The sequence below is a fragment of the Streptomyces chlorus genome (assembly GCF_042655885.1).
Lineage (GTDB): Bacteria > Actinomycetota > Actinomycetes > Streptomycetales > Streptomycetaceae > Streptomyces > Streptomyces chlorus.
In genome coordinates, this window is record NZ_JBHSOA010000135.1 from 1 (window position 1) to 19882 (window position 19882).

Sequence of the window (19882 nt, forward strand, 5' to 3'; positions counted from 1 at the left end):
CGTCTCTGCGGGAGCCTGGACCCACTTCCTCACGCACGCGAGCAACGCCTAACCCTGCACGATCGCCCCGCTCCGGACCTACCCGGAACGGGGCGCTTCTGCTTACGAGCCGGGAGCCCACTTCCCCTGGTCGATCGCATCCTGCAACCGCTTCGCAAACACGGCGTGCGCGGCTCGCATTTCGGCCTCTCGGTCGGCCTTGTAGAAGGGGGCGGTGTAACCGTCGGGGGGTTCCGGCCGCTCACCGCCGTTGTAGGCGAGGAAATCCTCGTAATCCTTCTTGCTCTGGCCGAATCCGTAGGTGTGGTGGCTTGCAGCCAACTTGCGTCCCACCGCGTCAAAGTACGTTTCCGTATCCCGTTGGGCAAGGATGTGATAGCGGGAGCGGTACGTGGCCACAAGCTCGTCGGCCGTGACTCCGAGCCATACCGCGACCAGGGCGTCGATCTCGACGAGAGCAGCACGTCGTTCGTACTCGGTACGCAGCGGGGTGGCGTACTCCCAAGTAGCCTTAAGGTGCCCCGCAAGTGGTGCCAGTTTCGGCCACGAGATGGCCCAGCTTTCGTAACCCGGCCACGTCATGTCGTACAGCTCGCTCCAGAGAGGAGCATACGCATCGGTAAGGCAGTTCAAACGAAGGGTTCGTAGCAGCAAGGGGCCTGCCAGTGGGTGGGCAGGATTGGAGTAGGGCATCTTGTGGGCTTCTGCGACTTGCAAGTGGGTTCGGCCCGTGATGCGGAGCACGTAGTCGAAGGGAAGGGAAGCCCAGAAGCCAGCATTAAGTGCCGTTTCGCGATTGCTTGACATCGCCATTGACTGCACTGTGTGGACATGCGCAGGACCAGGAGGAATCAGGGCAGCGAACAAGCTGCGCTCCGTGTCAAACGGAATCATGACGCGCCACGCCAACCGGTAGAACTCTGTGTACGGCCGGTAGAGCCACAACCTCCGCTTCAAGAGCTCACGCTGCTCACCTTCCGTGAACTGCAACTCCTCTTCGTTCAGCACCTCCCCTCTCTTTGCCCATTCCTCAGACGAGGGTTGCCAGTCAGTCGCAAGTCGTGAGCGATCGAGCCAACGATCCTGAACATCTCGATACCGCTTAAGTTCCCAGCCACGCACATAATTGGTACGGGGTACCGTACTCGCGGGCAGCTCTGCGAGATTCCAACTCGACCAGTCCAGCGACGTCCGGCATGGATTTTTGGGCTGCTTGTTGAACGGCGTGGCAATACCAAGATGCGGTCCCTGGAGGATGACCTCTTCCAGAGAGGGCGGCGCAGTGGTATCCCAGCGATAAATCCCCAGTTTCTTGGTCGCCAAGTTCTCGAACATGCCAATGGTGATGTTGGGATCGTGACTGCCCAAGCGGTCACTCCCCTGAGACAGGGCTGCAATAGCACCCTGCTCGTCCGAGGTCACCGGGTACAGCAAGGCCGCCTGGCTTGCGGGCACTGCCGTCTCGCCCGCAAGCCGGTGCCACTGCGTGAGTAGTTCCTCATCCACCTCGACCAACCGTTCCCGATGCGGACGCAGTTCCCAGTGACCCTCATACTTGATGCCGGGTAGCTCTCCCTCACCGTCATGCTCAAGCGAACCGCTGAGCGTTTCTGGTGCGAAAAGCCAACTCATATGTGGGAAGCTGATGCGCTTTGGCCGCCCATACACGTTGATCGAGAATTGCCGCGTTTCTTTGATCTCAGCAAAAACGTGCAACTGGTTCCAGAAGTGAGCGTGGAACCGCAGACGCTCATACGCAGCCTCCCTCAGCTTCCCGTCCTTGACTCCAACGAAGTGCGTGTCCGGGTGCACGAGCCCCGCCGTGCCTCTGATGCCCAGATGCGCCCACACCTGACACATGAACGCTCGGTACAGGTCCGGTCGCGTCCCTGTGATCAACGGATAGGTCACTGGTTCACTCAGGAAAGCCGCCATACCGACCGTTGCGGCCAGCTCACCGCCATACACCACACCTCGCGCCAGATCGGACAGTCGCCCGCTCTTACGCTCCCGCCACTCCTCCGCTGACGGCTTGTCCGCCAACTTGAACCACGGATCGAACTCGGCCAACACTGTGGCCTCGTCCCAGTCCGGTCGAACCCAAGGCGGGTTCCCCACCTGAAGATCGAACCCCCCGCTCTCCCCCCGGAAGACATGCGCGAAGTGCAGCTCCCAGTGGAAGAACCCGTGTCCGTCCTCCGTCTTGATGTCCTTCTCCGTCGAACCGGCGATGTCCTCGACCACCGGCAGCCACGGGAACCGTGTCGGCAGGTTGAGGACGCGGTCCATTCCCAGTGTGCCGTCCAACGTGCGCTCGTACGCCTCCAGCAGGGGCAGCGCCTCGTCGACGGGGAGATCGTCCAGGCCGTCGAGGAAGGAGCCGTCGCCGGGGTCGTTGCGGCCGAGGACGGCCTCCAGGAAGTCCAGCCAGTCGGCGAACGTCTTCAGGGGGATGACCGGGCGCCATGGGTCCTCCGCGATCCGCGCCTTGCGGCCCCCGCCGGTACTGCGCCCCTTCGACCGGAGGCCCGCCTCATTGTCGTCACCGTCGGCTGCGGCCAGCTCCGCGAAGTCGCCCTGCTCGCCGGTCGGGCTGTCGAAGAGCCCGGCGGCCTGCCAGGCGAGGTCTCCGGGCGCCGGCCCGCTCGGCTCGGGCGCGGCGGCCGGAACCGCCGATGCGAACCCCGTGTCGGCGTCGGCGTCGGCACCGGCGTCCTCCGACATCAGCGCCGCCACGTCCACCGCCCGGACGACCCCGCCGCCCGGCCCGTACTCCGGCGCCGTGCCGTCCAGCGCGGACACCTGGTCCAGCGGCCAGAACCACAGCGCGCACCACGCGTCCATGACGGTCTTCAGCCGCCAGTACGGCGTGCCGGCCACCGTCAGGTCGTCGAGGACGCGCTGCTTGTCCGCCGCCTCGTCGGACGGTTCCAGCCAGTCCGCCTCCCACACGTCGATGCGTCGGGAGACCTTGCGCTCGGACAATTCCAGCCGCTTGGCGACCAGGCTCCACAGGAACTCGGCGCGGTGAGCGACGCGTTGGAGCCGCCGCAGCTCGGTCTTGGATCCGGCCGCGAGCCAGGTGTTGTAGCGCTTCTGCCGCTTGTCCTCGGGCTCTTTCTCCCGTTCCTTGAACGGGTTGGGGGCCTTCGGGGCCTTCAGGATGCCCCGGCGCCACGCACCCAGTGCCTTCGCCTGTTCCTCGGCCAGCTTCTTCGCCTCCGGCTCCCCCGCGACCGCGCCCCAGCCCACCGCAGGCAGGAGGAAGTGGTGGACGGCGCCGTCGGGCAGGTCGCCGTCGCGGAAGGGGAGGTCGGTGGGCGGGAGCGGGGCCGTCTTCGACAGCCAGGGCCCGTCCGGCAGGACGTCAGCCCCGTACACCTTCCGTCCCGCCCCGATCAGCGAGTTCCCCCGCCGCAGATGCAGCCCGAACCAGGGTGCCCGCATGCCGGGGTGCATGGAGTTGAGCCACAGGGACACCTCGGCGAGTTCCACGGCCGTGGCGTTGAGGTCGACGCCGTACGCGTTGTGCAGGGCGACGTACGCCTTGGCCTTCTGGAGCTCGATCTGCCGCTGCTCCGGGTCGACGCGCCTGCCCAGCTCCCTCTCCCGGCGGCGCAGGTACTCGGCCGCCACCTGGTCGATCGCCTCGTTGAGGAACGCGCCGGAGCCGAGCGCGGGTTCGCAGATCCGCCACTGGAGGAGTTCGCGCGCGGAGGTCGTCGTACCGTCCTGGTCGAGGCGGTGCTTGAGCGCCAGCTCGACCGTCACCTCCGTCAGCGACTTCGGCGTGTAGTAGGACGCCGAGGTCTGCCGGTCGCGGCCGGCCAGGCGGTAGACGAACGAGCCCTTCGGGTGGACGACGCGAACGGGCCGGCCGGTCTCCTCGTGGGGCCGCTCGACGAACACGTCGTCGGGATAGTCGTGCACGCGGGACGCGGGGATCATCCAGCTGCCGCCGGACGCGTCGCCGTTCTTGGCGACCTCGTACAGGTCCTCCTCCGCGATGAACCCGGAGTAGGACATCAGCCCTTCGTAGACGGCGCCGAGTTGGTTGATGCCGAGCTGGGCGTAGGAGATGAAGCCGCCGCGCTCGCGGCCCTTGCCCTTGGTGAGCATGAGGCGGCGCAGCACCTTGTGCAGGGTCTCGTTGCGCAGCCGGGTGTCGAGGAACTCGGGGACGTCCGGGTCGCCGTCGTCGGAGCCGTCGCCCTCGTACAGTGGGTTCTCCAGGCGGTCGGCCGAGATGAGCCGTACCGCGTCCTCCTTGAACAGCTCGGAGCGCAGGGGCTCGAAGCGCAGACCGACGTCGGCGCTGCGGGCGGCGGCGCGGCGGGAGCGGTCGGCCTCGCGGACCAGGTCGTCGTGAACGGCGCGGGTGATCTCACCGTCGGCGAGGCGGCGGGCGGCTTCCCGTTCGGCCTCCGTGGCGGCGCGGTCGGCCTTTTGGGCGAGGACGTCCTCCTCCTCGGAGCCGTACGGGCGGTGGCCCTTCTCGACGTTGCGGAAGAGGAGGTCGAGGGATTCGTAGAGGTGGAAGCCCTGCCGGGAGCGCTCTCCGACCAGGTCGCGTACGACGAGGTCGCCGAGGCGCTGGAGGCCGTAGCCGCGCCCGTACTCGGGATAGTCGGAGGGCAGGATGCCGAGCGCGGGCTGGGCCTCGGCGTACAGCAGGAACAGGATGCGGTAGAGGTAGCGCAGGGACTCGCGGGTGAGTTCCTTGGCCAGGCGTTTCGGGTCGTCGAGCTTCGACACGGGGACACCCTGCTCGCGCAGGCGGGTCAGGACCTCGTCGGCGATCCACTCGACGGACAGGCGCAGTCCCTCCCGCAGTTCGGTGGAGACGCCGACGGCGTGCTTGCCGGACTTGTCGACGAACCCGGCGAGCGGCGCGGTGCCGCCCTCCTCGGGCACGCGCAGCGAGTCCGCGCCGAACAGGGCGGCGATCGTGTCGAGTTCGCCGCCGTTGCGGTCGTCGCGGCGGTTGAGGGCGGCGTCCAGGTCGACAGCGAGGTAGCGGCCCTCGTGCCAGGCCATCCGGTCGGCCAGGACGACCACGCCGCCCGCCATCAGGAGGACGTGGCGCGGGGGTTCCTCGCACTGGAAGAGGAAGTCGGTGACGGCCTTGGCGTCCCGGAGCCGGCCGGACGCCTCCAGGGCCACCGGGTGCAGCAGGCGTCCGGCGCCGTCCGGGTCGAGGGCGGCGTCCGGTTCGGCGGTCCAGCCGCAGGAGAGCGCGATCACGCCGGGCTCGGCGTGCACGGCCCGCACGGCGTAGTCGTGCCCGGAGCGGTGCACGGTGACGGTCTGCTCGTGGGCGTCCGTGTAGCCGAGCGCGCGCAGGGTGTCGAGGTGGAGTTCGGTCAGGCGTTTACCCCAGTCGGCGGGGACGGGCGCGTCCGGCACGCTGAGCGCCTCGGCGTCGTGCGCGAAGTCCGCGCGGCCCGCGAAGTAGGGGCCGTGCAGGGCGCGCAGGCCCTCGCGGGGGGTGCGGGCACGGGGCGGGACGGGGGCAGGGTCGTCGCCGGCGGCCTTCGCCCGTGCCACCGCTTCGGCGTGGGCGCGGCGGGCGGTCTCCTCGGCGGCGGCCCAGCGGGCGAGGAGGCCGTCCTTGGCCTTCAGGTCCTTGGGCAGCACCTCGGCTAGGTAGTGCGCCGAGAGGTAGTCGCCGTGGTTGACGAGGGAGTCGTAGGTCACGTCAGTCCTCCGCCGGGTCGGCCGGTTCGGTGGCGCCGCCGAAGCCGTCTTCGGGCGCGGGCTTGTCCAGGACGGCCAGCACCCTCAGCAGGGGCCGGCCGGAGGTGCTCAACTGGTCGAGAAGGTGGGCCTGTTCGTCGGCGGTGGCCTCGATCTGCTTCTCCTTGCGGGCGGTCGCGCCGGGCAGGGAGTCCGCCCGCCAGTGCGTGAGACGCTCGCGGTACTCGGCCAGCGGGCCGCTGATCTGCTCGGCCCACTCGTCCTTGTACTTCTCCAGGTACGCGCGGGCGGTCGCCACCGCCGCCGGGACCAGCTCCTGGAGGCGGGCGAGGTCGCGGGGTTCGCCGGTACGGGCGAGGTCGGGGCCCACCCGTGCCTCGGCGAGGGCCTCGGTCATGGGCCGGACCGGTCCGCCGGGCTCCGCCGGGACGGCCATCCACCGTACGACGGTGGGCCGGCCGAGGGCGTTGGAGCAGATGCCCTGGATGAGGAAGGTGGGCTCGGTGACGTACGGGGAGGTGATGACGGGGGCTTCCTGCCGGCCGAACTGCACGAGCACCTTGTCGGTGAGCCACTCCACCACCGGGTGGATGTCGCTGAGGAACGACACGGTCGGCCACATGGTGTCCGTGGCCTCGCGGGCCTCGGTCAGCTTGTCCTGCGCCAGGTCGCGGTCGAAGGTGAGGATCATGCGCTCGGCCACCCCCTGCTCCTTCAGGTAGGAGGGGGGCAGGGCCTTGAGGCGGCGCAACAGGTCGGGTGCCTTCTCCGGGGAGAGCGACAGGGAGCGGCGGCGCTGGGCGTCCTCGGCGCGGGACAGGCCGAGGACGTCCTCGGCCCGGTCCTCGAACAGCTCGGCGAGCGCGGTGTCGACGAACGCCGGCAGGTCCCCGCCGAACAGGGAGGGGACCTCCGCGCGCCGCGGCGGCTCCTCCTCGGTGATCGTGTCGACCTGGCCGAAGAGGTCGGCGAGGTCGGTGTCCCCGGCGGCGGGCGCCGCGTCGAGGAAGTCCTCGACCGTGCCGCCCTCGACCAGCTCCTTGATGAGCCGCCGCTCCTCCTCGTCGGCCCGGTAGTAGCCGGTCTCCGCCTCGGCGGTGCCGTTCAGCTTGTGGGCCTCCTCCTCACGGGTCAGCAGCTTCTCGGCGACGGTCCGGTCGTCCTTCGCGCCGGGCACGGCGGAGGTGAGGATCAGCGCCCGGAACTGCGGCTCGTACCGCTGCCCGTACCGGTCGATACGGCCGTTGCGCTGCTCGATGCGGATCAGCGACCAGGGGATGTCGTAGTGGATGAGGTGGTGGCACTGGCGGTGCAGGTTGACGCCCTCGGAGGCGACGTCACCGGTGAACAGCAGCCGCACCGGGTCACCGGCCAGGCCGAACGCCTCCCGGCACAACCGCTGCTCCTCCTCGCTGAGCCCGCCGTGCATGACGCGTACGGCCTTGACGGCGCCGTCCCGGTCGGCCCGGAAACCCAGCCGGGCGGGCACGACGCGGGCCAGCCACTTCAAGGTGTCGACCCGCTCGGAGAAGACGACCACGCGGGTGCCGCTGCGCGGGCCGACGCCGATCTCCTTCAGCTGCTCGACGAGTGCGTCCAGCTTGGCCGAGTCGCCCGGCCCGGTGCCGTCGCCCATGGAGGCGGTCAGCTCACGGAGCCGGGCCAGGGCCCGCTGCTCGGGACCGATCGCCGGGTCGGGGCGCCTGCCCTCCTTCTGGGCGTCCCGCACCTTCTTGTCGAGGGCGGTGATGCGCCGGCCGACGGTCTCGGCGAGCGCCACGTGCGAGGACAGGAAGGTCTTCAGCAGGTTGTACGCGAAGAGGGGGTCCGTGGCCACCGACGTACGGTCCCGGTCCGCCGTCCCGAACTCGGCGGAGGCGGGCGGGGCGGGCAGCCAGTGCTCGGTGAGCTCCGCGAAGATCCGCTCCTCGGCCTCGTTCGCGGCGCAGTGCAGCGAACGGGTGGGCCCGCGGTCCGCCCACTCGGCGCCGATGCCGTTGCGGACCTCGGGACTGATCTTCGTCCGTCTGATGAACAGGTGGCCGAGGTCCTCGGCCGGGTCGTAGTGGTCCGCGTCGGCGATGGCGGCCGGGTCGAGCAGGCTGATCAGGTCGGCGAAGGAGCGCTTGTCGCCGTTGTGCGGGGTGGCGCTCGCCAGCAGCAGCGCGTCCGTGCGCGGGGCCAGGGTCTCGGCGAGGGCGCGGCGCTGGCTGCCCTGGTTGATGAGGTTGTGACTCTCGTCGATGACCACGGCGTCCCACTGGATACGCTCCAGGTGGTGCCGGTACTGGCCGATGTTCTTGAGGGTGTCGACGGAGATGATCACGCGCTTGTAGTGCGTGAACGGGTTGCGTCCGGCCGGGATCTCCCGCTGGATGCGTTGGATGCCCAGCGAGTCGAGCCGTACCAGGGGGATCGCGAAACGGGTCCACAGCTCGTGCTGGAACTGTTCGAGCACGCTCTGCGGGGTGACGACGAGGATGCGCTCGCCCCTGCCGCGCCGGATCAGCTCGGCCAGGGTGAGCCCGATCTCCAGCGTCTTGCCGAGGCCGACGACATCGGCGATCAGGATGCGCGGACGCAGATTGCGCAGCGAGAGCGCCAGCTCCGCCGGGCGCTGCTGGTAGGGCAGCGGGTCCAGCAGGAAGCGGTCCGCCAGGGCGAGACCGCGCTCCGACTGCGGCAGCGGAGTCCTGCGCAGCACCGCTTCGAGGAAGAGACGGGCACGGCGGAAGTAGGACGACGTGTCACTCACCAGACGCGTCTTCTCCGGATCGAGGAGATCGACCCGGTCGATGCCGCTGAAGAAGACGGCCTCCTCGTCGCGGACGAACTCCGAGACGCCTATCGCCTCGATCCGCTCGCCGTCGTCGGGATGCCCCGCCCTGACCGCGGTCCTGACCAGCCACTCCTCGTCCCGTACGAGAATCTGGGCGCCTGGCGGATACCGGGTCTCCCCCTGCTGTGCCACCGGTTGTCCTTCCTGGGTGCTAACCGTCCCGGGTTCTACCGTCCCCCGGCTCTGCCACCGCCGGGTCCTGCCGTCGGCCGGCCGCGGGCGCACCGCACGCGGCGCCGACCCGGCCCGCAAGTGTTTCACGCGACGCACCCGCCTCACACGGGCCGGTCACTGTCTGTGGAGAGGAGTTCGCCGCTCCTACCCGGTCGGTGCCGGCCGTCAGAAACGGGCGTCGCTCGCGTACGCGGCCCGCAGCCGCTCGGCGATCCGCAGCGGCGCGGAGAGGCGGACACCGGGACGCGCGCCGCCCGTGCGGGGCTCCGCGGCGGGCGGCGGCTCGGACGGCTGACCGCGCCCGGCCCCGCCGGCCCCTGGACCGCCCGCGGGATCGAGTCCGAAGCGGTCGGCGTCGCCGGGACCGAAGCCGTGCGGACCACCGGAACCCCGATCGTCCGCCCCGCCCTCAGGAACTTCCTCCTCGTCGCCCGGACCGGTGCCGCCGGGGAAACCTCGCTCGTACCCCGACGCCTCCTCGCCCGTGTCGTCCTCGCGCGCCGCCACGTCGACGACGGTCGGTGTGTAACCGGCCCAGCCCTCCGCACGCTCCGCCGCCACGAGCGGGAACGACGCCTCGGGTACCTCGATGACGGGGGTCCGCTCCGTGAGCTGCCGCTTGGCCTGTCCCGCGCTCACACCCCGACCTGCGAGAACCTCCACGAGCCGGCCCGTGACCTGGTCCAGGGTCGGCCGCTCGGTGGGATCGAGCGCCAGCATCCCGTTGATCAGCGGCGCCAGCTCCGCCGGGAGCCCGGAGAGGTCCGGCGCCACCTGCGGGTCCTCGATGTTCAGGGCCACGGCCTGCCAACTGTTCCCGCCGTAGGGGAAGTGACCGGTCGCGGCGTACAGCAGGACGGCCCCCAGCGCGTACACGTCGGCGGACCGGTCCAGCCGGTGTTCGCCCCGTGCCTGCTCGGGCGGCATGCACAGCACCGACCCGACCACGACGCCGGTGGCGGTCAGGGTGGAGCGTCGTTCCGCGAGCACGGCCAGACCGAAGTCGATCACCTTGGGCCCGTACGCGGAGAGCAGGATGTTCTGCGGCTTGAGGTCCCGGTGCAGCAGCCCGGCCTCGTGCACCGTGCCGAGCCCCTCGGCCAGCAGGGCGCCCAGGCTGGCCGTCTCGACGAGCGGCAGCACGCCGTGCCCCGCGACGAAGGACAGCAGATCCGGCCCCGGCACGAACTCGACGGCGAGCCACGGCCGTTCGGCCTGGGCGTCCGCCGAGACGAAGGGGGCGACGAAAGGCCCGTACACCGTCTTGAGACTGTCCACTTCGAGCAGGAAGCGAGCCCGGCCGTCCTCGTCGAGCACCGACGGCTTGATGACCTTGACCGCGACCTGGAGCCCGGCGGGCGACTCGCCGAGGTACACCTGCCCCATGCCACCCGAACCGAGCCGGCACAGCAACCGGTAGCCGCCGATGCTCGCCGGGTCGTCGTCCTTCAGTGGCTCCATGGCCGTGCTCTTCCCCCTTGTTCCCGCTTGGCCGGCCGGCTGCTCCCGCTTCGGGCGGGACGCACCGGACGCGCAGCGGAAGTCTAAGCCTGAATCCACCGACGAAAACCGGACCCGAGCAGCCTTAGTCCAGGTCAGCGGCCCGATTGAGCCGTTCCGCGCCTTCACCTCTCAGGTGAAGATCGACTACCCCCCGAAGGACTGGTTGACCTGGGAGGACACAGTCTGCCCTCCATGATCATCGGTGGATCCAGGCTAAGCGAGCGGCTGCCCTCCGCCGCTGGAGTCCGCGCGGCTTGCTACGCGGTGCATCCGGCATACCGGAGCGCACCATCGCGCAGGAAAGACGGCGGTCCCGAGGAAGGGACCCGGGAGGGTGTGGAGAGTCCGGGCGGGAATCGTCACGGTATTGCGGTCGGGATAAACTGGGGCCGGCCCACGGGGCGGCGCGTCCACCGCGGAGCGAACCCATCGGCCCACAGCCGTCGCCACATGGCCGGGCCCGGTACGCAGGGAAGCGGAATGACGTGAACAGACTCGCCGCCGTCGAGCGCGCCCTGCGGGCGGCGCCACCGCACGCGCTGCTGGACATCGTCGCGGCGGCTCTCGCGGAACAGTACGGTGCGGCGCGCGTCGAACTGCGTATGGCCGATTACGCGATGAGATCACTGCAGGCCGTCGAACCCGTTCCGCTCACGACGGAACCGGTCATGATCCACGACAGCCCTCAGGGCCGCGCCTTCGGATCCCAGGAACCGTACGTGGTTCCCGATCCTCACGGACACACGGTGGACGTCCATCTCCCGGTCACCATCCGCGGGGACCGGACGGGCGTGCTCTCCGTCACGATGCCGGAGGGCCGCTACGCGCAGGCACTCCTTCCCGAGCTGCGGCACGTCTGCGAGGTTCTCGGCCACGAGATCCTCGTGGCCGAACGCGACACGGACCTGTACGTCCTGGCGCGCCGCGCCACGCGCCTGACCCTGGCGGCCGAGATGCAGTGGCAGCTGCTGCCGGGCCGGGCCTGCTCCCGTCCGGAGTTCTCCCTCGGGGGGCATCTCGAACCCGCGTACGCGATCTTCGGGGACAACTTCGACTGGTCGGTGTCCGCGGACCACCTCACGCTGACCGTCACCAACGGCATGGGGGAGGGCATCGAGGCCGCTCTGCTCACCAACCTCGCCGTCAACGCGATGCGCAACGCCCGGCGCGCCGGTCTCGACCTGTCCGACCAGGCGCGCCTCGCCGATCAGGCGGTGTACGCGCAGTACAGCGGCAACGCCCACGTCTCCGTCCTGCTGCTGCGGTTCGACCTCGCGACCGGCGAGGTCGAGGCCGTGGACGCGGGGTCCCCGCGGATGTGGCGGCTGCGCGGGAAAAACGTGGACGCCCTGCCCTTCGACGCCCAGCTGCCCCTCGGCATGTTCGAGGACACCCCGTACACGTCCGAGCACTTTCAGGTGCGTCCCGGCGACCGTTTCCTGATCGGCAGTGACGGCGTCTACGACGCGACGTCCTCGGCCGGGGAGAAGTACAGCGAACGGGCACTCGCCCGGGCCCTCATGGCCACCCGGCTGCTGCCGCCGGCGCAGGTGCCGGGCGCGGTGCTGCGTGAACTCGCGTCGTACCGGGGAAAGAGCCCGGTCGACGACGATGCCCTGGTGGTCTGCCTCGACTGGTACGGGCGTACCGGGGACGGATCGCGACCCGGTACGTGAGACGGTTCCGTCGGCCCGCCCGCCACGGAGCGGGGCCCGCCCTCGGGGTGCGTCCCGGGCGCCCTCAGGCGGTTCTGTCCGTCCGGGGCGTCTTGTGGATCAGCGCGTTCCGTTCCACCGCGTCGCGGAAGGCATCCAGCCCGTCGCGCAGGGCCGCGCGGGAATCGGGGGGCATGCTCTCGATCACCGAGCGGAGCACTTCCTCACGCTGCACCCGGAGTTCACGCAGATATGCCGCCCCGCGCCCGGTCAGGTCGAGCATCAGCTCCCGCCTGCTGACGGGACTCGGGGTCCGTTCCACGAAGCCGAGCGCCTCGAGCCGGTCGCAGAGGCGGCTGACGGAGGGCGGGGAGGATCCGAGGATCTCACCCAGCCTGCGCAGGTTGATCCCCTGTTCCCGTTCGAGGCTGTAGAGCACACGCAACTGCGAGGCGGAGACGGGGGCGACCGGGGCCGCGTCCCGCCCCCGGTCCCACAGCACCTCGAGGAGTTCGACGACCTCGCACGCCGCTTCGGCCGCTCGCCCGGGCCGGGGCGAGCGGGGTGCGGTCTGCGCGTTCACCACGTGGGGCACTCCGGCACTCCGATGGGATGGTCGTCCCCGTGTCACGGGCTGAACCGGCTGGGCCTCGCCCGCTCTCCGGGTTCCGTCTGGTGCGTCCCGCCCCGCTCCGGCCCTTCCCCCTCGTCCGTGGCGCAGCGCCCGGGGGAACGGGGACGCGGGGCACGGGTCAACAGTATCCCCCCGCCGGCCCCGCCCGCCGGTCACCGGGCACCGGTCACCGCCCGCCGGTCACCGCCCGCCGGTCACCGGGAGCAGCAGGCGTCCACGGCCACTGAGGCATGACCTCCCCGGTGCCCCGTCGTCCTCCGGCGCGCTCGCGCGGACGTCATAGGAAACGGCGTATGGGCAGGACGGCCGTCTCGCGCGCCCGCTGGAGCAGCGACCGTCTCCTCCATCGCCCTCCCCGGATCTGCTCGCTGACCGCCACGTCCTCGTCGAAGTGGGTGTCGAGGGTGGCGGTGAACTCCTCGTCGAGGACGGCCAGCATGACCTCCTCGTCGTGTTCGAGGGACCGCCGGTTGAAGTTGGTCGACCCGATGAGCGCGGCCGTTCCGTCCACGGTGATGACCTTCGCGTGCAGCATCGTCGGCTGGTACTGGTAGATCTTCACGCCGCAGGCCAGCAGGTCCTCGTAGAAATGCTGTCCGGCCAGTTGGCAGACCCGTTTGTCGGTGTACGGGCCAGGCAGCAGGATCTCCACCTCCACACCGCGCCGCGAGGCCCGGCACAGGAGTTCGATGAAGTAGGCGTCCGGTGAGAAGTAGGCGGTCGTGAGCCGGAACCGTTCCTCGGCCGACTCGATCATCACCTGCATGAGGGTCTGCATGTCCTGCCAGCCGAAGCTGGCCGAACCGCGCACCACCTGCACCACCGCGTCCCCTTGGGGCCGGTGTTCGCTGAACCGGTCGTGACGGTCGAAGAGTTCACCGGAGCACTCGGCCCAGTTCTGTGCGAACGCCGCGGCGACGCCGTCCACCGCCGGACCGCGTACCTCGACGTGCGTGTCGCGCCACTCGCGCTCGTTGCGGGCGTCTCCGCACCATTCCTCGGCGATGCCCACTCCGCCGGTGAACGCCACTCGCTCGTCCACGAGCAGCGCCTTGCGATGGCAGCGGTGGTTCTGCTTGAGCGGTGAGAGCGCCACCGGCTGCCGGAACCAGGCCACGTGCACGCCGGCTTCGCGCATGTCCTTCAACAGGCCCTTCTCTATCGTGCGACTGCCGAAGCCGTCCAGCAGCAGCCGGACCCGCACTCCCGCGCGGGCCCGCTCCGCCAAGGCCCGGGCGAACTGCCGGGCGATGTCGCCCCTCCAGTAGACGAACGTCATCATGTCCACCGTGTACTCGGCGGACCGCACGCTCTCCAGCATCGCGGGGAAGATCTCGTCACCGTTGCGCAGGGCGACAAGGGCATTTCCCTCCGTCGCGGCGATGCCGATCAGCCGTTCCAGCCTTCGGCGCATCCGCAGCGCGCGCTCACCGGCGGACCGGTCGGCGGACGGGGAGGACAGGGTGTGCTGTGTCATGTTGTCGGGGTTCATCCATTCTCCGGCCGGCACGCGAGGCAGTCCGTCCTGCCCGGCCTCGTCCGGCGGAGGTCGACACAGCGAGGCGACGACGGCGGGCGGCACGTCCCGGGAAACGGTCTCCGGGCGGGCCTCCCGCTCACCGAGCGAGCCCTTGACCGCTTTTATCCCCCGCAGGGGAGGGCAAACGACAGCTACGTCACAGCCCTTGGAGGTATGCGTGGTCATCGTCGGTGTCATCGCCCTTTGTGTCGTTCTCGCCGTACTGGCGTTCCTCGCGCCCCGCCTGTCCCGCGGGCCCGAACGCGGCACCCAGCGGGCCCTGGGCTTCGGCTCCCGCGCGGGAGGAAAGGCACCCGGCCCTCTGGGGCGTATGTTCAGCAAGCCGTTCCGCAGCAGTTCGAGGGCCGTGGGGCGCAGCGGTTCCGCCGGCCGCCGCACCCGTGGCCGGCTGCCCTTCTGAACCCGGCGGTCCCCGTCTGCCGGGCCGCCGTCGCCGCGTGCGGCCCGGGCCCGCCCTGCCGTCCGGTCGGCGGTCGGGGGCCGGCCGGTCCGGCGCGGCCGCGCCGACGAGGCGGGGAGTCCCGGGCCGGCCCCGCACATCCGCTTCGCGCACGGGGGTACCCGGCGAAGAACGCAGCTCAGCCGTCGGGCCGGGGGCGCCCGCGGCGCGGGGGGTGGTTGCGGACACACCCCGATTACGGGACAGTTGTCGACTGACAAGTGTTTCTTCGCGTGATCTGAGGTGAGAGCCCGAGCACAAGGGCTCCGACATATGACTTATTTCCCGGACGGCCTCCGTTCCGGCTCCACCAGTGTGGTGAGCGTTGCCGCAGCCCCCTACCCGGTGGTGATCGTGGACGCGGAAGGACGTGTCGTGGAACTCAACGATTCGGCCACCGCCCTCTTTCCGGCCTCCCACGCAGGGCGGCCCCTGCCGTCCCCGGAGTGGCTCACCGCCGCGCAGCGCACCCCTGGCGCCACCACGGCGACCGGCACGGTGGGCGAGCGCTTCTTCTCGGCGCGCCCGTCCCCGCTGCCCGGCGGCGGGGCGGTGTGGTGGCTGGTGGAAGAGACCGCCTACCGATCCGTACTGAAGGAACTGGAGGGGGAGCGCGAGCGCACGCGGTTCCTCTCCGAAGCCTCGAGTGCCCTGCTCTCGTCGCTGAACCTGGACCGTTGCATGGAGGTCACCGCTCGCCTGGCCGCCGAGTACCTGGCCGACGCCGCGGTGGTCATCACACCCACCACGGCACGGAAGCTGCCGATGGTCATGTGCGACCGGCAGGGGCGTCTCACCCGGGCCACCGTCTCCAGCGAGCCGGAGGCGGTACCTGGACTGGCGGAGGCTCTGCAGGGCTTTCCACCGGTGCCGTCGCGGTGGATCGACCCCGCCACCGCTCCCCACTGGCTGGTCCCCGAGAACTTCGGCGAGGTCGGTTCGCTGGTGATCACCCCGCTTCCGGGCCACGGGGTGCCGGCCGGGGCGCTGGTCCTGTTCCGGCGGGCGCAGAAGACCGCTTTCAGCGAGTCGGAGGAGGCCTTCGCCGGGCTGTTCGCCGCCCGTGCGGGTGCCGCGATGTCCGCCGCGCGTCTCTACGCCGAGCAGAACACGGTCTCCGACATTCTCATGCGCGCACTCCTTCCGCCCGCTCTTCAGCAGGTGGAAGGGGTGGAGTTCGCCGGCGGCTACCGGCCCAGCGTCGACACCGAGCGCATCGGCGGGGACTTCTACGACGTCCACCCGCCGGGCGAGGACTCCCCCGACACCTTCGCGGTGCTGGGGGACGTGGCCGGCAAGGGACTGGAGGCCGCGGTACTCACCGGCAAGATCCGTAACACGCTGCACGCCCTGCTGCCGATGGCGGACGACCACGGCAGAATGCTGCGGCTGCTGAACAACGCCATGCGCAACGGCCACAGCACCCGCTTCGCCACCCTGGTGCTGGTCTCCGCCAGCCGCGAGGACCGCGACGTCGTGCTGCGGCTGACCTCCGCCGGGCACCCCCCGCCGCTGATCGTGCGCGGCGACGGCACCGTGGAGGAGGCCGACACCGGCGGCTCCCTGGTCGGTGTCCTGCCGACGGTCAGCTCCCGCACCGCCCGGGTACGGCTGACGCCGGGTGAGTCGTGCCTGCTGTACACCGACGGCGTCACCGAGGCCAAGGGCGGGCCGATGGGCGACACCATGTTCGGGGAGCAGCGCCTCAAGCGCGCCCTGGCCGAGTGCGCCGGCCTTCCCGCGTCCGCGGTCGTCGAGCGTGTCCAGATGCTCGCCGACGAGTGGATCGGCGAAGGAGTCCACGACGACATCGCCGTGCTGGCCATCACCGCACCCCGCGGTGCGCACCTCAGCGCCGTGGACGGAACCACCCGGGGCAGGTACACCGCATGACGGCCGCTCCCGCCACGGACCGCGAACACGGCACCGGTCGTCCCCTCGTCCCTACCCGCCCCGCCTCCCCGCACGGCGACGAGCGGGCCCGGGAACACGCGGACAGACTCTGGACCGCGGTCCGGGCCGCGGACGAGTACTCGGCCGTCGACCTCGTCACCAACGCCCTCCGGGGCGGACTGGACGCGGAGACGGTACTACTGGACGTCATCGGCGCCGTCCAGCGCAAGGTGGGCGTCGAGTGGGCGGCCAACCGCATGAGCGTGGCCGACGAACACGCCGCCACGGCCATCAACGACCGCGCCATCGCCACTCTGCCCGTCCACCGCCCCACCACCGCGCGCGGCAGGGTGACGGTCGCGTGCGTGGACAAGGAGTGGCACGCCCTGCCCGCACGGCTCTTGGCCGAGGTACTGCGGTTGCGCGGCTGGCAGGTGGACTACCTCGGAGCGCAGGTCCCCACCGCTCACCTGGTCGGCCGGATCCACCGCGCCGGGTCGACGGTCGTCTGCCTGTCCGGCTCGCTGTCCACCCGGCTGCCCGTGGCCCACGCCGCCGTCACCGCCGTCCAGGCCACCGGCGTGCCGGTCATGGTCGGCGGCCGCGCTTTCGGGGCCGACGGCCGCTACGCCCGTCTGCTCGGCGCCGACGCCTGGGCCTTTGACGCGCGCGGCGCGGCGGACCGGCTGGCCGCCGGCCCGCTGCCCGTGCCGCGGCCGCCCCACCAGGCCCTCGACGACCTTCCTCACTTGGCCGACCAGGAGTACACCCTGGTCGCCCGCTGTGCCCGCAGCCTGGTGCGCCGGACCTTCCAGGACCTGGAGCAGCGCCTTCCCGCCATGCGCGACTACACCGACGAACAGCGGGAACGCACCGCCGAAGACCTCGCCCAGATCGTCGACTTCCTGGCCGCCGCCCTCTACGTGGACGACGCGGACGTCTTCACGGACTTCCTCGCCTGGACCGCCGAGGTCCTCACCGCACGCGGCGTCCCGGCTCACGCCGTGCTGCCGGGTCTGGACCTGCTGGAGGAGCAACTGCGCGACTTTCCACGGGCCTGCGGCCTGATCGCCGACGGGCGCGACGCGCTGGGGCCCTTCGTCCGACCCCGGTCCGCTCCCGCTCCTTGATCCGAACGGCAGGCCTCGCGGCCTGGCACTCCCGACCTCGACACGTTGGAATCATCTGTGGCTGCCTTCCCCTTCTCACCGCCCGTCCTGCCTCTCGCCGGCGGCGCCCCGCACACCGTGTGCCTGGCCCTCGTCGGCGACCTGGACTACGAGGTCGGCGACGAGGTTCTCCACCAGGTCCTGCACGCTCTGCGCGGGGGCGGGGACGTACGGGACCTCCGGCTGGACTGCCAGGAACTGGGAACGGTCGACTCCGCGGGCCTGGCCGTCCTGCTGCGGATCCACCGCCGCACCTCCGAGGACGGAACCGGTTTCCACCTGGACAACATGGGTCCGCGGTTGGAGCGTCTGCTCCACATCACCGGTACCTACGATTACCTGACGGCTCCGCAGCAGGCCGTCCCGTCCGCCGGTTCCACCGGTTCCCTCGGTTCCGCCGGTTCCGCCGAGGGAGATCCCGGGACCGTGGATTCGGGGGCGTAGCGGCCGGTGCCCTCTTGGCGGTGACCGCGCGGGGCTCACCCCTCCCCGTACGGCCCGGCGGCAACAGTCAGCTGACCTGCGGCTCCGCCAGCAGCACCACCTGGTCGGACGCGACATCGAATCCAAGCACCGGGTGGCTTCGCTCCCAGTCACCCTCGGGCGTCATCACTACGGGCTCGCCCAGTCGACGCCCGATTGCACGAAGAAACCCACACAGCACGTCCAGCCGCTCCTGCCCCTGCAACTCCCGCAGATCCACGTCAAAACCGATCTCGTCAGCCGACTCCAAACGAAAGATCGCCAACACATCCGGCACCGGCCATACCCACAGATCCGCGCACTCGACATTGGCAGGCCGTGACAACACCTCTTCAGCACGCGGCAGCGGCATGACCACACCGCCCTCGGAGTACTCACTCCGCCAGCCACTCTCGACGATCAGATCGAGGACCGCCTGCCAGTCCTCAACCACAGTCCCAGCGACCCACACATCCGGAAGACACCCCTCCCACTCAAGGTCGAAGAAGCCCTTCACGTCATTCCACAGCAGCTCAGCCACCAAGCAATGTTGACCTCACCGGCAACACCACGCACCCCGATTTCCCTGACGGAACCCATAGGAGCACCCCCCAAGCCGGCCCGGCTCATCGAGGAACAGGCCGCCCGTCCCATCGGCCACGTCTCGATCCTCAAACAGCCGGATGGAGACCACCCGAAGTACTTGCTGCCCGGACGCCCACCCAGCCGGCCACGCTCTGCTGACGGAATCCACTCGCTCATGCGCCAGCACGGACTTCCCGGCCTCAGCGCCCGCAACACCGCCATGCTCGAAGCAGTCGCAGCCCTCCCCCCGATCGTCGCGAGCGACCTCTTCGGCATGCACCCCGACACCGCACACAGGTGGGCCCGCTTCGCGCAGGACACCTGGGCGGACTACCTCGCCGCCTGCGAGGCCACTGAATAACGCGTAGTTAGATCCCCGCTTGACGCGCGTAACCGCACTCGAACGAACGGAAGGTCCCCTGTTGTCGAGAGCGTTCCATTTCGATTGCGGACGCAGGCGGTAACCGGCCATCGTGCGAGATGCCGCTGTCCGTGTCCTAAGGAGCCCGCCCGTGTCTGTCGCTCCCGCTCATCGACTTGTACTCATTGGAGGAGGCTTCTCCATCGACACCGACGGCCTCCTGGACGACTGGACGCTCTCTCATGCGCGCGCCTCTCGACCTAAGGTGTGCTTCGTGCCGACGGCCAGCGGCGATGCTCCTGCCTACGTCGAACAGTTCTTCACCGCGTTCCGGCCGCGCAACTGTGAGCCCAGTGTCCTGTCACTGTTCCGCAGGGAACTCGATGACGACGCCCTGCGAACGTTCCTGCTCTCTCAAGACGTCGTATACGTCGGTGGCGGCAACACCGCGAACTTGTTGGCGGTCTGGCGTGCGCACGGCGTCGACCGACTGCTTAGCGAAGCCTACGAACACGGCACGCTCCTGTGCGGGATCAGCGCCGGTGCCAACTGCTGGGCCGAAGGATCCCACACGGACTCGTTCGGACCATTGACGTTCCTGCCAGACGGCTTGGGTCTACTGCCCGGCTCGGTCTGCCCGCACTACACCAGTGAGTCAGGCCGTCGCGCCTCCTACCAGGAGGCCGTGGCAACCGGCGCCCTTTCCGCCGGCTGGGCTTTGGAAGACGGCACTGGAGCCCTCTTCACCGACGGCCTGCTGACGGAGGCCGTGACCCGCACGCCGGAGGCGCACCTGCACCATGTACGGGCAGACGGGAACAGCGGTGTCACGGAGCAGGCCCTGCCCTGTCGCCTGCTTGTCAAAGCACAGTGAGATCGTTTCATCCTGAAGTTGCAGGTCACGGGGCTGGTGTGGCCGGTCATGGGGGTG

The 19882-nt window shown here is 70.0% G+C and carries 13 protein-coding genes; 7 read left to right on the forward strand and 6 right to left on the reverse strand.

What is annotated here, in order from left to right; translation table 11 throughout:
• Nucleotides 1–102: 102 nt before the first annotated feature.
• The 3 genes from ACFPZI_RS34475 to ACFPZI_RS34485 form a co-directional block, all read right to left on the reverse strand.
• Nucleotides 103–5697 carry a DNA methyltransferase gene (locus ACFPZI_RS34475; RefSeq protein ID WP_381371105.1) on the reverse strand — a complete coding sequence of 1865 codons (5595 nt, stop codon included), beginning with the start codon at nucleotides 5695–5697 and terminating at the stop codon, nucleotides 103–105.
• Nucleotide 5698: 1 nt separating this feature from the next.
• Nucleotides 5699–8668 carry an SNF2-related protein gene (locus ACFPZI_RS34480; RefSeq protein ID WP_381371106.1) on the reverse strand — a complete coding sequence of 990 codons (2970 nt, stop codon included), beginning with the start codon at nucleotides 8666–8668 and terminating at the stop codon, nucleotides 5699–5701.
• A gap of 207 nt (nucleotides 8669–8875) precedes the next feature.
• Nucleotides 8876–10171: a serine/threonine-protein kinase gene (locus ACFPZI_RS34485; protein WP_381371107.1), complete on the reverse strand. Its 1296-nt coding sequence runs from the start codon at nucleotides 10169–10171 to the stop codon at nucleotides 8876–8878.
• A 527-nt stretch (nucleotides 10172–10698) separates the two neighbouring features.
• On the opposite strand from ACFPZI_RS34485, the gene ACFPZI_RS34490 reads away from it, so the two are divergent.
• Nucleotides 10699–11889, forward strand: coding sequence for a PP2C family protein-serine/threonine phosphatase (locus tag ACFPZI_RS34490; protein WP_381371108.1), 1191 nt, complete (start codon nucleotides 10699–10701; stop codon nucleotides 11887–11889).
• Nucleotides 11890–11953: 64 nt separating this feature from the next.
• Here the strand turns inward: ACFPZI_RS34490 and ACFPZI_RS34495 are convergent, their stop codons facing one another.
• Entirely contained in the window at nucleotides 11954–12451 is a 498-nt protein-coding gene (locus ACFPZI_RS34495; protein WP_381371114.1) for a MarR family winged helix-turn-helix transcriptional regulator, read from the reverse strand.
• 328 nt (nucleotides 12452–12779) lie between these two features.
• Nucleotides 12780–13979, reverse strand: a complete 1200-nt coding sequence (locus ACFPZI_RS34500) for a phospholipase D-like domain-containing protein (protein ID WP_381371115.1) — start codon at nucleotides 13977–13979, stop codon at nucleotides 12780–12782.
• Between the two features lie 220 nt (nucleotides 13980–14199).
• Here ACFPZI_RS34500 and ACFPZI_RS34505 point away from each other — a divergent pair, with 220 nt between their 5' ends.
• The 4 genes from ACFPZI_RS34505 (at nucleotide 14200) to ACFPZI_RS34520 (ending at nucleotide 17987) form a co-directional block, all read left to right on the forward strand.
• Complete coding sequence (locus ACFPZI_RS34505; protein ID WP_381371109.1) at nucleotides 14200–14442, forward strand: DUF6411 family protein; 243 nt, start codon at nucleotides 14200–14202, stop codon at nucleotides 14440–14442.
• A 312-nt stretch (nucleotides 14443–14754) separates the two neighbouring features.
• Complete coding sequence (locus ACFPZI_RS34510) at nucleotides 14755–16374, forward strand: SpoIIE family protein phosphatase (protein ID WP_381371110.1); 1620 nt, start codon at nucleotides 14755–14757, stop codon at nucleotides 16372–16374.
• The gene (locus tag ACFPZI_RS34515; RefSeq protein ID WP_381371111.1) at nucleotides 16371–17504 is read left to right on the forward strand and encodes a cobalamin B12-binding domain-containing protein; all 1134 of its coding nucleotides are present in this window, start codon (nucleotides 16371–16373) and stop codon (nucleotides 17502–17504) included. Before ACFPZI_RS34510 ends, ACFPZI_RS34515 begins: the two co-directional genes overlap by 4 nt.
• Before the next feature lie 57 nt (nucleotides 17505–17561).
• Nucleotides 17562–17987 carry an STAS domain-containing protein gene (locus ACFPZI_RS34520; RefSeq protein WP_381371112.1) on the forward strand — a complete coding sequence of 142 codons (426 nt, stop codon included), beginning with the start codon at nucleotides 17562–17564 and terminating at the stop codon, nucleotides 17985–17987.
• A 67-nt stretch (nucleotides 17988–18054) separates the two neighbouring features.
• On the opposite strand, the gene ACFPZI_RS34525 is transcribed toward ACFPZI_RS34520, so the two are convergent.
• Nucleotides 18055–18546, reverse strand: coding sequence for a hypothetical protein (locus ACFPZI_RS34525; protein ID WP_360038085.1), 492 nt, complete (start codon nucleotides 18544–18546; stop codon nucleotides 18055–18057).
• A gap of 219 nt (nucleotides 18547–18765) precedes the next feature.
• Between ACFPZI_RS34525 and ACFPZI_RS34530 the strand changes: the two genes are divergently transcribed.
• Nucleotides 18766–18951, forward strand: coding sequence for a hypothetical protein (locus ACFPZI_RS34530; RefSeq protein ID WP_381371113.1), 186 nt, complete (start codon nucleotides 18766–18768; stop codon nucleotides 18949–18951).
• A 151-nt stretch (nucleotides 18952–19102) separates the two neighbouring features.
• Complete coding sequence (locus ACFPZI_RS34535; protein ID WP_360038079.1) at nucleotides 19103–19825, forward strand: Type 1 glutamine amidotransferase-like domain-containing protein; 723 nt, start codon at nucleotides 19103–19105, stop codon at nucleotides 19823–19825.
• Nucleotides 19826–19882 lie beyond the last annotated feature (57 nt).

Bases quoted from the DNA above. Each gene is read 5' to 3' on its own strand.
- ACFPZI_RS34485 (WP_381371107.1), bottom strand. From the start codon at position 10,171: ATGGAGCCACTGAAGGACGACGACCCGGCGAGCATCGGCGGCTACCGG.
- ACFPZI_RS34500 (WP_381371115.1), bottom strand. From the start codon at position 13,979: ATGACACAGCACACCCTGTCCTCCCCGTCCGCCGACCGGTCCGCCGGT.
- ACFPZI_RS34510 (WP_381371110.1), top strand. From the start codon at position 14,755: ATGACTTATTTCCCGGACGGCCTCCGTTCCGGCTCCACCAGTGTGGTG.
- ACFPZI_RS34515 (WP_381371111.1), top strand. From the start codon at position 16,371: ATGACGGCCGCTCCCGCCACGGACCGCGAACACGGCACCGGTCGTCCC.
- ACFPZI_RS34530 (WP_381371113.1), top strand. From the start codon at position 18,766: ATGCGCCAGCACGGACTTCCCGGCCTCAGCGCCCGCAACACCGCCATG.